This window comes from Acinetobacter lwoffii, assembly GCF_019048525.1.
Taxonomy (GTDB): Bacteria; Pseudomonadota; Gammaproteobacteria; order Pseudomonadales; family Moraxellaceae; genus Acinetobacter; species Acinetobacter lwoffii_K.
On sequence record NZ_CP077369.1, the window covers coordinates 2,447,539 to 2,463,680 of the forward strand.

Genomic DNA, 16,142 nt, shown 5'->3' on the forward strand with positions numbered 1-16,142 from the left:
CACATAGCAATACATTGAAAGATGTGATTAAGCCGCGATTCTTAACCCCGAAAACAATCTAGCCAGCAATGCTGGCTAGAGGTAGATCTCAGGTTTAGTTGCAAAAGGCTGCAATTCCGGTTTGTGCACGACCTAAAATCAAGGCATGTACATCATGGGTACCTTCATAGGTATTTACCACTTCCAGATTAACCAGATGACGGGCCACACCGAATTCATCGCTAATCCCGTTACCGCCCATCATGTCACGGGCCAAACGGGCAATATCCAGCGCCTTGCCGCAGTTATTACGCTTAATTAAAGACGTACCTTCAACTGACGCAATGCCCTCATCTTTCATGCGGCCAAAACGTAAAGCCACCTGTAAGCCAAGGGCAATTTCAGTTTGCATATCTGCCAGTTTTTTCTGAATTAACTGATTCGCAGCAAGTGGTCGGCCAAACTGTTTACGATCCATGGTGTATTGATGTGCGGTATGCCAGCAGAATTCTGCAGCTCCCATGGCACCCCATGCAATCCCGTAACGCGCACTATTCAAGCAAGTAAAAGGCCCTTTTAAACCACGAACTTCCGGAAATGCATTTTCTTCTGGAACAAAGACGTTATCCATTACAATTTCACCGGTGATCGAGGCACGTAGACCCACTTTACCGTGAATCGCTGGAGCAGAAAGCCCTTCCCAGCCTTTTTCTAGAATAAAGCCACGAATGTCACCGACATTACCTTCGGCAGATACTTCTTTGGCCCAAACTACAAATACATCAGCAATCGGGCTGTTGGTAATCCACATTTTTGCGCCAGTTAAACGGTAACCACCCTCGACTTTTTTGGCACGGGTAATCATGCTGCCCGGATCCGAACCATGATCCGGCTCGGTCAGGCCGAAGCAACCAATATACTCACCGGTTGCTAATTTTGGTAAATACTTCTGCTTTTGCTCTTCAGAACCAAATTCATTAATGGGTACCATCACCAGAGAGCTTTGTACGCTGGCCATTGAACGGTAACCTGAATCGACACGTTCAACTTCACGAGCAATCAGACCATAACTGACATAATTTAAACCTGCACCGCCGTACTGTTCCGGAATGGTTGGACCGAGTAAACCCAGTTCTCCCATTTCACGGAAAATAGCCGGATCGGTTTTTTCATGACGGAACTGTTCCAGTACACGCGGCATCAGTTTGTCTTGACAGTACGCTGCCGCTGCATCGCGAATCATGCGCTCTTCTGATGTCAGTTGCTGTTCTATTAAAAACGGGTCTTGCCAATCAAATCTAATTTTTGTCGTCATTTTAATATTTCCTTATTTTAAAATTATGAGATTAGGCGGTTGCTTGTTTAATCATTTCACGCGCAATAATAATTTGCTGGATTTGTGTGGTTCCTTCATATAAACGGAACAGACGCACATCACGGTAGAAACGTTCAATTGAATATTCACTGATATAACCCGCTCCACCATGAATCTGCAAACAGCGATCAGCAACTCGACCACACATTTCAGTTGCAAACATTTTGGCACAAGAGGCTTCAGTCGTAACATTTTGGCCAGCATCACGTAGACGCGCAGCATCCAGCACCATACATTTGGCTGCATAAATCTCGGCTTTGGAGTCTGCCAACATACCTTGGATTAGCTGGAAATTCGCAATGGGCTGGCCAAACTGTTTGCGCTCCACTGCATAGTTGAGTGCGTCTTCCAACATACGCTCAGCCATGCCGACGCTATAACCAGCAATGTGCAGACGGCCCTTATCCAGAACGCGCATTGCTGTTTTAAAGCCGATCCCTTCTACACCGCCAATCAGCTGATCTTTATGCACTTTACAGTTATCAAAAATTACATCACAGGTATAGGAACCATGTTGGCCCATTTTCTTGTCAATTTTACCTAGGCTTAAACCAGGTGTACCTGCTTCAACTAGAAATGCTGAAATACCGCTCGCACCTTTAATCTCTTGATTGGTACGTGCCATCACGGTAAATGTCGTGGCACGTGGTGCATTGGTGATGAAGCGTTTAGTTCCGTTTAAAATATAATAATCGCCGTATTTGACTGCACTGGTTTTTAAAGCAGCAGCGTCTGAGCCGGAATCCGGTTCGGTCAAACAGAATGAACCAATAATTTCGCCCGTTGCATAACGCGGTAAATATTTCTGTTTTTGCTCTTCTGTACCGTCGATAATGATGCCGCTTGAGCCAATGCCGTTGTTAGTACCAATTAAAGAGCGAAAGGCAGCCGATGTATGGCCCAATTCCATCGCGACCAGAATTTCTTCTTCCATGGTAATGCCTAAACCACCATATTCTTCAGGAATCGTCAGGCCAAACAAGCCCAGCTCTTTCATCTGTTCCACAATATGTTCAGGAATGGCATTGTTCTCTTCTACTTCATGCTCAAGAGGCACCAGTTCATTTTTTACAAAATCGCGAATCGTTGACAGAAGTTGGTCTAGCATTTCCGGATCACGAATCATATGAATCTCCATGGATATAATTTAGGTAAATTCCTTTACCCTTATTTTTGTTTCGTATTACGAAATAAATAATCATATAAAATCATTTTGAGCAAGTGAAATTATTAAAAATTTTATATTTTAACTAAAAAATGAAATTTTTCTGGTATTCCAGTTGATTTGTGTTTAATATTTAATTTCACGATACGAAATATTTTGATGAGTGATTATTCTATTTATCAGTTTTTTTGAATAGATAATTAAACCTTTTTTCTTGCTGTAATATTTATCGATCACTGACTCTTTCGGAGAAATCGAAACTTTTTAAATGTATTGGCTACGTGTTAAACCTAAAAAACTAGATGATTTTATATTGTCTTCAAAGTTGGGTAACAGGATTCTTTTCGACCACAAATAATTTCGGCACTTTTTCCTATATTTTATCTTTTGTAGAAGTGTTTTATTTTGTATCGTGAAATTATGTTGCTATCATATTCATTAATTTAACTTTAATTGCCCTGACCATGACAAAAAATAAAACTGGTGAAATTCCCAACTTTGATGAAATCCGTTTAGATCCGATTTCACATATTCATAGAGAAAATAATCCTCAATTTATTGCGTCTATTGCGCGTGGATTGGAAATCTTACGTTGCTTTTCAGCGACCAATCAATTGCTTGGCAATCAGGAAATTGCACAATTAACCAACTTACCCAAGCCAACTGTGGCCCGTATTACCAGCACCCTGGTTTCTTTAGGTTATTTAAAACAACTACCGAATACCACGAAATATCTGTTGGATGTTGGCGTATTGGCTTTGGGTTATGCAGCTTTGAGTAATATTTCTGCGCGGACTCAGGCTTATCCGTTTATGGAAGAAATGTCCCGTTATTCCCAAGCCCCTGTGGCAATGGCTACCCGTGACCGTTTGAGCATGATTTATCTGGAAGTGGTACATACAGAATCGACGCTAACCATGCGCCGCCCTGTCGGTTCGACTTTACCGATTCATAGCAGTGCCATGGGACGTGCCTGTCTGGCAGCAATGGATGTAAAAGAACGCGAATATTTATTTGACGCGATCAAGAAAAGAAACGAAGATCAGTGGCCAACCATCAAGCGTAATCTGGAACGTGCAATCCGTGATTATCAGGATTATGGCTATTGTCTGTCTCTAGGTGACTGGGCTAAGGATGTGAATTCCGTGGCAGTTCCATTGGTTCACCCTAAACACGGGATATTAACGTTTAACTGTGGTGCTCCAAGTTATCTGTTAAATCAGGAAAAACTGGAAAATGAAATTGGGCCGCGTCTGATTCACATGGTGAACAATATTGCTATGAATCTCAATAATATATAAAAAAATTAATCATCAGAGCGACATTCAGTCGCTCTTCTTATTGAATACCCAATCTACACATCTTCTTCCTTTATCTATAATTTACAGCAAACCTTTTTAATACGGTGAAATAGATAAGATTTAAAAAATAGATAAAGTCCTATTTCAAATAAAAAGATCAAAAATAAGCTTCATAACCGATTTAGATAATGCTATAAATATCGTATAGCGAAATTGGATTTTATATTATGGAAGATATAACAAGAGAATCGATGGAGTTTGACGTCGTCATCGTAGGCGCAGGCCCTGCGGGTCTTTCTGCTGCGATCAAAATCCGTCAGCTTGCAATTGAAAACAACTTAAACGATTTGTCCGTTTGTGTCGTAGAAAAAGGCTCCGAAGTCGGTGCACATATTCTGTCTGGTGCGGTACTTGAACCGCGTGCCATGAACGAGTTGTTCCCGGACTGGAAAGAACAAAGTGCCCCGCTGAATGTCCCGGTGACTGAAGATAAAACCTTCTTCCTGCTGTCAGATGAAAAATCACAGGAAGCACCGCACTGGATGGTGCCTAAAACCATGCATAACGATGGCAACTATGTCATCTCGCTCGGCAACGTGGTGCGCTGGTTAGGCCAGAAAGCCGAAGAACTCGAAGTATCGATCTTCCCGGGCTTTGCGGCATCAGAAATTCTGTATCATGCCGATGGCACAGTCAAAGGCATCCAAACCGGTGACATGGGCATTGGTAAAGATGGCGAACCGACGCATAACTTTACCCCGGGTTATGAACTGCATGCCAAATACACGTTATTTGCTGAAGGTTGCCGCGGTCACTTAGGTAAGCGTTTAATCCAGAAGTTCAACCTGGACAAGGATGCTGATCCGCAACACTACGGTATCGGCATTAAAGAGTTGTGGGAAATCGATCCTGCCAAGCACAAACCGGGTCTGGTGATGCATGGTGCCGGTTGGCCACTTTCTGAAACCGGTTCTTCAGGCGGCTGGTGGCTCTACCACGCGGAAAACAACCAGGTGACCCTGGGCATGATCGTGGATCTGTCCTATACCAACCCCCACATGTATCCGTTCATGGAAATGCAGCGCTGGAAAACCCATCCATTAATTAAGCAATATCTCGAAGGTGGCAAGCGTATTTCCTATGGTGCCCGTGCCGTGACCAAAGGTGGTTTTAACTCGCTACCAAAATTCACCTTCCCGGGCGGCTCATTGATTGGTGATGATGCCGGCTTCCTGAACTTTGCCAAGATCAAAGGCTCACATACTGCAATGAAGTCCGGCATGCTCTGCGGTGAAGCGGTGTTTGAAGCAATTGCGGCCGGTGTACAACAAGGCGGTGATCTGGCGATTGCACGTGTTGTAGAGGGTGAAGATTTCTTTGTCAAAGAACTCACCGCGTATACCGATAAGTTTAACAACAGCTGGCTGAAAGAAGAGCTCTATAACTCGCGTAACTTCGGTCCTGCGATGCACAAGTTCGGTCAATGGATCGGTGGTGCCTTTAACTTTATCGACCAGAACGTGTTTAAAGTTCCATTCACTTTACATGATCTGGTTCAGGACCATGCTGCGCTAAAAACCCAGGCAGCTGAAAGCTTCAAGCCGACCTATCCAAAACCGGATGGCAAGCTGACCTTTGACCGTCTGTCTTCAGTGTTTGTCTCGAATACGGTCCATGAAGAGAACCAGCCAGCGCACTTGAAACTGACCGATGCTTCGATTCCGGTGGAAGTCAACCTGCCGACATGGGATGAACCTGCGCAGCGTTACTGCCCGGCGGGTGTCTATGAAATCATGGAAAATAATGACGGTTCGAAACGTTTCCAGATCAATGCAGCCAACTGTGTGCACTGCAAGACCTGTGACATCAAGGAACCGTCCCAGAACATCACCTGGGTAACACCGGAAGGTGGTGGTGGTCCGAATTACCCGAATATGTAAGGTAATTCCTGTGAATGAGAAAAATACATCTATTTCTCACATTCACATACCCAATCTTGAAGCAGTTAATATTAACACTTCACTTTAATTTTTTAGGTAATCCCAGTTCCCGAGGGAGCTGGGATTAATAAATTTTCAAATAGAAAAATAGAAAAGATTGCATATAGGGTCAGAGATAAAAATGGCCTACTCGAAACCGAGTAAGCCATCTTTAATATTTAAAACAAATGACGAAAACTTTTAGTCATTCATCTATGGATTATTGCTGAGCCACAAACTTTGCACGCGCCGCATGCAGTTTCTTGTAACTGTCAATCAGGCGCAAATGACGATCCAGCCCTTCTAGCTGCATGTTGGTTTCGGTCAAACCATAGAAACGGACTGTTCCTTCAATTGAACCTAAAACGGCATCCATACGGGCATCACCAAACATACGACGGAAGTTGTGTTCATAATCTTCCAGTTCCATTTCATCATCCAGAATGACTTCCAGAACGACATTCATGCACTGGTAGAACAGGCCACGTTCAACGGTATTGGTATTGAACTGCAGGAACTGCTCAACCAGATCTTTGGCTTCTTCAAATTGCTGCAAAGCCACATAAATCAGTAGTTTCAGTTCAAGAATAGTGAGTTGGCCCCATTCAGTATTTTCATCGAACTCGATACCGATCAAGGTTTTGATTTCGGTATAGTCATCCTCATCTGCTTCTTCCAGACGCTCAACCAATGCTTCCAATTGTTCATCATCCAGACGGTGCAGATTCAGGATATCTTCACGATATAACAAAGCCTTGTTGGTATTGTCCCAAACCAGATCTTCTACCAGATAAATTTCCGAATAGCCCGGTACCAGAATACGGCAAGCTGTTGCACCTAGATGCTGATACACCGCCATATAAACTTCATGGCCCATGTCTTCCAGAATCGTGAATAATTCCTGAGCTTCGTCCGCATTCGAATTTTGACCGTTATTAGTGAAATCCCACTCGACAAAATCATAATCTGATTTCGCGCTGAAGAAACGCCAAGACACTACACCGCTCGAGTCGATGAAATGCTCGACGAAGTTATTTGGTTCAGTCACGGCATTACTGCTAAAGGTTGGTTTTGGCAGATCATTCAGACCTTCAAAACTACGGCCTTGCAATAACTCAGTCAGACTGCGTTCTAATGCCACTTCAAAGTTAGGATGGGCACCGAATGAGGCAAATACACCGCCAGTACGCGGGTTCATCAGGGTGACACACATGACCGGGAACTGACCGCCTAAAGATGCATCTTTGACCAGAACCGGGAAGCCCTGTTCTTCTAGGCCTTTAATGCCTTCAACAATTTTTGGATATTTTGCCAGAACATGTTCAGGCACATCCGGTAGTGCCAGTTCACCTTCCAGAATTTCGCGTTTAACAGCACGCTCGAAAATTTCAGACAGACATTGTACTTGCGCTTCAGCCAAGGTATTGCCGGCACTCATCCCGTTACTTAAGTAAAGGTTTTCGATCAGATTCGACGGGAAATAAACGGTTTCACCATCAGACTGACGTACAAATGGCAATGAACAGATGCCACGTGCTTTATTACCAGAGTTGGTGTCGTAAAGATGGATACCCAATAATTCATCTTCAGGATCATAAATTTCACGGGTATGTTCATCTAAAACTTCTGCAGGTAGTTCGCCATTTGGACCTGGCTGGAACCATTTTTCATCTGGATAATGCACAAATTCGGCATTGGCAATATCCTCACCCCAGAACTGGTCGTTATAGAAGAAGTTACAGTTCAGACGCTCAATAAATTCGCCCAAGGCAGATGCCAGCGCACTTTCTTTGGTCGAACCTTTACCGTTGGTAAAGCACATTGGCGACTGCGCATCACGAATATGCAATGACCAGACATTCGGCACGATATTACGCCAAGACGCAATTTCAATCTTCATGCCGAGGCCTGCCAGAATGGCAGACATATTGGCAATGGTTTCTTCCAGCGGCAGGTCTTTACCTGGAATGAAAGTCGTATGATCAGAAGCCAGACTTGGCATCAATAAAGCTTGAGCATCCGCATCAATGCTTTCCACTTCTTCAATGACAAATTCAGGACCGGTTTGAATTACTTTCTTGACAGTACAACGATCAATCGAACGTAAAATCCCTTGGCGGTCTTTTTCAGAAATATCAGCCGGCAGTTCCACCTGAATTTTAAAAATCTGTTTATAGCGGTTTTCAGGATCAACAATATTGTTTTGCGAAAGGCGGATATTATCAGTCGGAATGTCACGTGCTGCGCAATAGACTTTGACAAAATAAGCCGCACAAAGTGCTGATGACGCCAGAAAATAATCGAATGGGCCGGGTGCCGAACCATCGCCTTTATAGCGGATCGGCTGATCGGCAATCACCGTGAAGTCATCGAACTTGGCTTCCTGGCGAAGATTATCGAGATAATTGACCTTAATTTCCATGTGGGTACCTAAATATTCTTATGTGCCGTCACGGACAGATAAGATGCTGAATCTGAATATACAAGCCGGTTCACGGAGGAGAACTTGAATGAAAAATAGAAAATGGTCAGGTTATACCATTTGACGAAGTGTCTGGATAACGCTGCCGAGAATGGGCGCTATTATAGAATTATTTTATGAAATTGATAATATTTGTCTGAAATTCTGGCAGATTAAACCAGATCCTCAGTCTTTCCTGAGCTGCCGGAGCATGAATCAACTTCAAGTCATGGCTTATACTATTAATCAAAGTTGCAGATAAGGCAGATTTTCACCTGCCTAGTCTGAGATAACTTTAGAAATCATAACTCAGTGCAAATACTGCAAGATTACGCTGCTTGTCATCATAGCGGTCATAACCGCCAAAGATATATTCACCTGACACACTCAACTGCGGTAAAAGCGCATAACTGAGTCCGGCAGAAGCATAACGAAAGGCAAACTGCTTTTCAGTATCGCCCAGTTCACCGCCTTCGTATTTGCCTTCATCGTTAAAATAGCTCCCCGCTGCCGTAACGCTGGCATTGAGGCGATCATTTAACTGGTGGCTCAGGTTAAGCGTGTAAAAAGTATCGCCCTGATTGGCATAAGCCACATCATACAGATAAGTCGATACGCTGGCGCCGATACTGGTCTGATCATTCAATGCACGGCTTACATTTAAACCTAGCTCATTTCCAGTGGTGTTCTCACCGCCCGGATAATAATAGGTCGCATTCCATAAATCCCAATCATAATTTTCGCTGCTATAGGTATAACCCACCAGAAAATCATGCTCGAATTTATCTGAACGATGTCCCTGACGCCCCTGCACTTCTGCATAAGAGTATCCAAGCGTAGATCCCCAATATCCGACATAAAAATTGCCATAAGCCAGATTCAATGCAGCCTGTACAGCAACGTCATCATTTTCAGGTGCATTGGTCAAACCGCGGGAGACGTATTTGGAGACCACACTCAAGTTTCCGCTTGCTTCTATTTGTTTTACTTCCGCATCATCGGCATAACAGTAAAAACTTGAAACAGCAGCACAGCCAAACAGCACTGTTTGATTGAATATTTTCATAAAATATAAATTGTATTAAGCAAAGCCGGAGATAAAACGACAGCAGTCGAGGTTTTATCTCCGTTTTGGGGAAAAAATTGAAATTCGTTTTACTCCTGCTTTGCCAGATGACAGGAATAAAACCATGATTTAAGCGCGAGGCGCCTTGTAAAAAGGTGCCGATGAAGGCGCAAGAGCAGGTTTGCCACGAATATGGTCTGCCAGTTTTTCAGCGATCATAATCGTAGTTGCATTGAGGTTACCGGTAATGATCAAAGGCATAATCGAGGCGTCAATCACACGCAACCCCTGCATTCCATGTACGTGTCCATAACCATCGACAACCGCCATGTCATCCTCACCCATTTTACAGCTACAGGACGGATGATACGCTGTTTCTGCATGATTACGAACAAATTCATCAATTTCTGCATCAGTTTGCAGATTTTTGCCCGGACTGATTTCTTCACCACGATAGGGATCCAGGGCGGGCTGATTCATAATTTCACGGGTAATACGGATGGCATCACGGAATTCGCGCCAGTCCTGTTCAGTACTCATATAGTTGAACAGAATACTTGGATGTTCAAACGGATCTTTGGATTTCAGGCGAACCCGACCACGAGATGGTGAACGCATGGAACCGACATGAGCCTGGAAGCCGTGTTCATGAATAGCATTGGTCCCATTATAGTTAATCGCCACTGGCAGGAAGTGATACTGGATGTTTGGCCATTCAAACTCATCCGAAGAACGGATAAAGCCACCCGCTTCAAACTGGTTGCTGGCACCAATGCCTTTACCCAGGAATAACCATTCTGCGCCAATCATGGGCTGGTTATACCATTTTAATGCTGGGTATAAGCTGACCGGTTTTTTGCACTTATATTGTAAGTACATTTCCAGATGGTCTTGCAGGTTTTCACCCACACCCGGCAGGTCCTGAACCACCGGAATATCCAGACTTTTTAACAGTTCGGCCGGACCTACACCGGAGCGTTGCAGGATTTGCGGCGAGGCAATTGCACCTGCACATAGCAATACTTCACGGTCTGCAAAGACCTGAATCGGCTGTAAGGTATTTTGTCCTTCAAAATATTCCACACCAATCGCCTGATTACGATTAAACAGAATACGGTTGGTCATGGCGTGGGTAATAATCGTGAGATTATCCCGGCCTTTGGCTATATCGAGATAACCACGTGCTGTACTGGAACGACGGCCTTGCGGCGTTACAGTACGGTCCATCGGCCCAAAACCTTCCTGCTGATAGCCATTCAGGTCATCAGTACGTGGATAACCGGCCTGTACACCTGCCTCGACCATGGCATGGAACAGTTCATTATTGCCATTTTTAGGTGTTGCCACCGAAACCGGTCCAGAATCACCATGATAATCATTGCCGCCAATATCGCGCGTTTCAGCTTTTTTATAATACGGCAGACATTCAGCATAGCTCCAGTGTTCTAGCCCCTTCAGGCTGGCCCACTGTTCAAGATCCATAGCATTACCGCGAATGTAACACATGCCGTTAATTAATGAAGAACCGCCCAGACCTTTTCCGCGCCCGCACTCCATACGACGATTATTCATATGAGGTTCGGGATCGGTCAGATAGGCCCAGTTATAGCGTCGTCCCTGTAATGGATAAGCCAATGCAGCAGGCATTTGTGTTCTGAAGTCTAGACGGTAATCCGGCCCACCTGCTTCCAGCAATAGGACTTTCACATCCGGATCTTCAGTTAAACGCGCTGCGAGTACATTCCCTGCCGAACCTGCACCGATAATAATATAGTCGTAATTCATCCAATCCTCCCTTATGCGCTAAATACAGACTGGAAAGGACTAAGTTCAACTTGCACCGACTTGGTCTGGGTATATTGCTGTAGCGTGACAATACCGTTTTCGCGACCGACACCTGAATGTTTATAGCCACCGACAGGCATTTCTGCCGGTGATTCGCCCCAGGTATTGATCCAGCAAATGCCGGCTTCGATTTGATGAATAATACGATGCGCACGTGCCAGATTCGGTGTCACGACACCAGCTGCCAAACCATATTCGGTATCATTGGCACGACGAATCGCCTCTTCTTCTGAGTCATAACTCAGAATACTCATGACTGGACCAAAAATTTCTTCACGGACAATCGTCATGTCGTCACGGCAATCGGTAAATACCGTTGGTAGCACATAAGCGCCTTGGGCAAACTGCTCATCTTCAGCACGGCCGCCACCACACAATAAGCGTGCACCTTCGATCTTGCCCTGTTCAATATAGCCCAGCACTTTTTCCATATGAGAGAAGCTGGACACTGGACCAAAATTGGTCTCAGGATCAAGTGGATCCCCCATACGGATATAAGGAATACGCTGCAAAATCTTGTCTTCAAATTTTGCTTTCAAGGCCAAAGGGATAAATACCCGGGTTCCATTGGTACAGACCTGACCAGAACTGTAGAAGTTAGCCATCATGGCTATATCTGCCGCCAGATCCAGATCGGCATCTTCACAGATAATCAGCGGGGATTTTCCGCCCAGCTCCATGGTGACTTCTTTCAGGCTGGAATTTGCAGCTTGGGCCATGACTTTTTTGCCGGTTGCGACACCACCGGTAAATGAAACTTTGGCTATGTCCGGATGTGAAGTCAGATAGCCACCAATGTCACCACTACCGGTCACCACATTAAATACACCATGTGGCACACCGGCTTCTGTATAAATTTCTGCCAGTTTTAATGCAGTTAATGGCGTGATTTCACTGGCTTTAAAGATCATGGCATTGCCTGCTGCCAGTGCAGGTGCAGATTTCCATAATGCGATCTGAATCGGGTAATTCCATGCACCAATCCCGGCGACCACACCCAAAGGTTCACGTCGGGTATAGACAAATGAACTGCTTCTGAGTGGGATTTGCTGACCTTCTAATGCTGGCAAAATACCTGCATAGTATTCAAGTACATCTGCACCTGTCGCAATATCGACGGTGGATGTTTCACTGAAAGCTTTACCACTGTCGAGACTTTCTAAACGCGCCAGCTCGTCATTACGTTCACGGAGGATGGCAACAGCCTTGTTCAAAATACGGGAACGTTGAATCGCCGTCATTTCTGCCCAGACTTTTTGTCCTTGTTGTGCCGATTCAACAGCGCGATCGATATCTTTTCGCGTACATACCTGCACGTCTGCCAGAATTTCGCCTGTTGCAGGATTAATCGTTTGAAACGTGCTATTGGACGTTGCATCGACATATTGTCCATGAATATAAGGACGTTGCAGTTTGAATGTTGTCAATGGAATTTCCTCGCAGGTGGGTTATTTGAGTTGTTGCCGGATATATTCACTACACAGTTCAATCGGCAGTTCTGGGTCAATTTCGCCATTTACCAAAGCACCTCTTAACCAGAATCCGTCAATCAATGCTGCCAGACCTTGAGCGGCTTTCTCTGCCTGGTCTTTATTCAACTTTTTCATGAATTCATATTTAAGGTTGGAATGTAAGCGGTAATGATTGATCTGCTGTAAACGGTGTAATTCAGGTTGGTGCAAACTGCTAGCCCAGAATGCCAACCAGACTTTCATGGCTGCCTTGTCCGTTTGTGGAGCAGCAAAATTACCACGTACGATCGCTAACAAGCGCTGCTCCGGTAAGTCATCAACCTGTATCTTTATCTGTGCAACAGATTTACCCAATTGCTGTAATAAGTAACGCATTGTGGCTTCAATCAAGCCATTTTTACCTCGAAAATAATGACTTATGATGCCGGTTGAGACACCTGCCCTCTGAGCAATTTGACTAATTGAAGCTTCTGCAAAACCTAGCTCATTCACTGCAGCTAAGGTGGCATCGATCAGTTGCTGACGACGGATCGGTTGCATACCAACTTTGGGCATAGGACTAACCTGAATAACGGATATAACAACAGAAAGTCACTCTGCTAAAAAATAGCGGAATGAGGTAACAATTCATAAACGCTTTTTTAATTGAACGTTCAATTAATAAAAATTATAGTGCCAGCTCACCCTTGATGTACAGCGCAGTTTGTTTTGGATTTGCAAAAGTTTGTAATTCACGAAAACAAGGAAGTTTTACCGCAGGCTTTTGCTTTTAAATCACACTGCACTGTAGATCATCCGGCAACAAAACGATGGTCATGGATTTATGCAAAAGAAAAATGAACAGATGCAAGATGGTCTGAATAAAGTAGTTTTTTATTTTTCGGCGACACTTATTCTGCTGTTTTCTATCATTACCATTTTATTTAATGAACAAGCCAATCAAGTCATTATTAATATTTTAAACTGGGTTAGTCGTACCTTTAGCTGGTATTACCTGCTGGCGGCCACGCTGTATCTGGTTTTTATCGTCTTTATCGCCTGCTCACGTTATGGCGAGATTAAATTAGGCCCCAAACATTCCAAGCCAGAATTTAGCCTGCTGAGTTGGTCGGCGATGCTATTTTCTGCCGGAATCGGGATTGACCTGATGTTTTTCTCGGTAGCGGAACCACTTTCCCACTATATGAATCCGCCTGTAGGTGAAGGCGAAACCTTCGAAGCTGCGCGCCAGTCCATGGTGTGGACCCTATTTCACTACGGTTTAACCGGCTGGAGTATGTATGCGCTGATTGGGGTCGCGCTAGGTTATTTCAGCTATCGCTACAATTTACCGCTCACCATACGATCGGCACTTTATCCGATCTTTGGTAAAAAAATTAATGGTCCAATTGGCCATACTGTGGATACGGCTGCAGTACTCGGCACAATTTTCGGTATTGCCACGACATGCGGAATTGGCGTTGTGCAATTAAATTATGGCCTGCATGTGCTGTTTGATTTACCGGAAAATATCTGGATTCAAACTGCACTCATCGCTGTTGCTGTGATTATTACTATTATTTCAGTCACTGCCGGTGTCAATAAAGGCATCCGGATCCTGTCTGAAATTAATATCTATGTGTCAATTGGGCTGCTGCTATTCATTCTGTTTGTAGGCAATACCGAGTTTTTATTAGCCGCCTTGATTCAAAATTTTGGTGACTATATCAGCCAGTTCCCGAAACTTTCTTTAACCAGTTTTCCTTTTGAACAACCGAAAGAGTGGATGAATAGCTGGACCCTGTTCTTCTGGGCATGGTGGATCGCCTGGTCACCTTTTGTTGGTCTGTTCCTGGCCCGTATTTCCCGTGGTCGTACCATTCGCGAATTTGTCACCGGGACTTTGGTTATTCCTCTGTTATTTACCCTGACCTGGTTGTCTATTTTCGGTAACAGTGCTTTATACAGCGTGATTTTTGATGGTAATACTCAACTTGCTACGACAGTTTTAGAAAATCCGGCACATGGTTTTTATGATCTGCTGGCGCAGTATCCAGGCTTTATGTTTACTGCAGGTGTCGCCACCATTACCGGCTTACTGTTCTATGTGACCTCAGCGGACTCGGGGGCATTGGTATTGGGAAATTTCACGACCAAATTCACTAATATTGAACATGATTCACCGCGCTGGCTGAGTGTGTTCTGGGCCATTGCCATCGGTTTGCTGACTTTGGCAATGCTCATGGCGAATGGCGTAACAGCATTACAGAACACCACGATTATTATGGGCCTGCCTTTTAGTTTCGTGATTTTCTTTGTGATGGCCGGACTGTATAAGTCCTTGCGTCTGGAGGATTTTCGGCAGGCCAGTACCAGTCTGAATGCTGCGCCTGTGGTCGGTAATGTGGATATCCTGAACTGGAAGAAGCGTCTGAGCCGGGTCATGCTGCATCCAAGCCTGTCCCAGACCCTGACCATGCTGGATAATGTTTGCAAACCAGCCATTGAGGCCGTTGCAACCGAGTTAATTGACAAAGGCATTCAAGTAAATATTCAGGAAAAATCGCTTGAGGAAGAACCTGAACTGTATCACCTGGATCTGACCATTCAGCTCGATGAAGAAGAAAACTTTGTCTATGAAATATGGCCGGTACGCTATGACACGCCAAATTTCAGTTCACGTGGTAAACGAACCAAACGTTATTACTATCGTCTGGAAAGTTATCTGTTTGAAGGCTCTCAGGGCAACGATCTGGTCGGTTATAGTAAGGAACAGGTGATCAATGACATCCTGGATAAATATGAACGCCATATGATGTATCTGCATATTAACCGGATCAGCCCAGGTAAACGTCCGCTGTTCCCGGACCGTGAAATCTAGGATATCTCAATTACGGAAGGACTGAATGATGTCAGAAAGTTTGAATGCATTTGCCCTGTTTTTCTCCCTGCTCAACCCTTTTCTGATGAGTATTTATATGCTCGGAATTATCCGTAATTCCGACGCAAAAGTATTCAACATGGCATTGATTCAGGGCAGTCTGATCAGCTTTATTGTGTTCATCATTTTTGCAAAAACCGGTGAAGCCTTCTTTAATGAAGTCTTGCATGTACGGTTTGAGTCCTTCCAGATTTTTGGCGGTATTATTTTTCTGGTGATTGGCTATCGTTATGTCTTTGAAGGTGCTGATACGATTGGTGTGATGCGTGGAGCGCCCAGTCATCTGGCGGGCACGATTGCCATGCCGTTTATGATCGGTCCGGGTACCATTTCGGCATCTGTGATCACCGGCATACAGCTCAGTTTAATGCAAACCATTCTGGTGATTTTTTCTACGCTGTTTCTGACTTGTAGCCTGCTGATCCTGATGAAATATCTGCATGATCATTTACAACATAAATATTCCAACTACATTGACCTGTATGTCGATATTGTCGGTCGTGTTGCTGCGCTTCTGATTGGTACGATTGCCATCGATATGATTGTGACAGGCGTTACCGGAATTTTAGAAACCTGATA

Annotated in this window: 11 protein-coding genes; 4 read left to right on the top strand and 7 right to left on the bottom strand. The window is 44.4% G+C overall.

Annotated features, from left to right (window positions below; genetic code table 11):
• Window positions 1-94: 94 nt before the first annotated feature.
• Window positions 95-1,294, bottom strand: coding sequence for an acyl-CoA dehydrogenase (locus I6L24_RS11495; RefSeq protein ID WP_005096909.1), 1,200 nt, complete (start codon window positions 1,292-1,294; stop codon window positions 95-97).
• A 31-nt stretch (window positions 1,295-1,325) separates the two neighbouring features.
• Window positions 1,326-2,480, bottom strand: coding sequence for an acyl-CoA dehydrogenase family protein (locus tag I6L24_RS11500; RefSeq protein WP_216986031.1), 1,155 nt, complete (start codon window positions 2,478-2,480; stop codon window positions 1,326-1,328).
• Between the two features lie 503 nt (window positions 2,481-2,983).
• On the opposite strand from I6L24_RS11500, the gene I6L24_RS11505 reads away from it, so the two are divergent.
• On the top strand, window positions 2,984-3,820 hold the full coding sequence (locus I6L24_RS11505; RefSeq protein WP_004280319.1) for an IclR family transcriptional regulator: 837 nt from the start codon (window positions 2,984-2,986) through the stop codon (window positions 3,818-3,820).
• 227 nt (window positions 3,821-4,047) lie between these two features.
• On the top strand, window positions 4,048-5,760 hold the full coding sequence (locus tag I6L24_RS11510; RefSeq protein WP_216986032.1) for an electron transfer flavoprotein-ubiquinone oxidoreductase: 1,713 nt from the start codon (window positions 4,048-4,050) through the stop codon (window positions 5,758-5,760).
• Between the two features lie 259 nt (window positions 5,761-6,019).
• On the opposite strand, the gene I6L24_RS11515 is transcribed toward I6L24_RS11510, so the two are convergent.
• From I6L24_RS11515 to betI, 5 genes are all read right to left on the bottom strand, one after another.
• Entirely contained in the window at window positions 6,020-8,221 is a 2,202-nt protein-coding gene (locus I6L24_RS11515) for an OsmC domain/YcaO domain-containing protein (RefSeq protein WP_216986033.1), read from the bottom strand.
• A gap of 334 nt (window positions 8,222-8,555) precedes the next feature.
• Entirely contained in the window at window positions 8,556-9,326 is a 771-nt protein-coding gene (locus I6L24_RS11520; protein WP_004646976.1) for a TorF family putative porin, read from the bottom strand.
• Window positions 9,327-9,455: 129 nt separating this feature from the next.
• Entirely contained in the window at window positions 9,456-11,111 is a 1,656-nt protein-coding gene (gene betA, locus I6L24_RS11525) for a choline dehydrogenase (protein ID WP_216986034.1), read from the bottom strand.
• 11 nt (window positions 11,112-11,122) lie between these two features.
• Window positions 11,123-12,598: a betaine-aldehyde dehydrogenase gene (betB, locus tag I6L24_RS11530; protein ID WP_216986035.1), complete on the bottom strand. Its 1,476-nt coding sequence runs from the start codon at window positions 12,596-12,598 to the stop codon at window positions 11,123-11,125.
• A gap of 21 nt (window positions 12,599-12,619) precedes the next feature.
• Window positions 12,620-13,198 carry a transcriptional regulator BetI gene (betI, locus tag I6L24_RS11535; RefSeq protein ID WP_005266375.1) on the bottom strand — a complete coding sequence of 193 codons (579 nt, stop codon included), beginning with the start codon at window positions 13,196-13,198 and terminating at the stop codon, window positions 12,620-12,622.
• 268 nt (window positions 13,199-13,466) lie between these two features.
• On the opposite strand from betI, the gene I6L24_RS11540 reads away from it, so the two are divergent.
• Window positions 13,467-15,503, top strand: coding sequence for a choline transporter (locus I6L24_RS11540; RefSeq protein ID WP_216986036.1), 2,037 nt, complete (start codon window positions 13,467-13,469; stop codon window positions 15,501-15,503).
• Between the two features lie 28 nt (window positions 15,504-15,531).
• Window positions 15,532-16,140: a MarC family protein gene (locus I6L24_RS11545; RefSeq protein ID WP_004280329.1), complete on the top strand. Its 609-nt coding sequence runs from the start codon at window positions 15,532-15,534 to the stop codon at window positions 16,138-16,140.
• Window positions 16,141-16,142 lie beyond the last annotated feature (2 nt).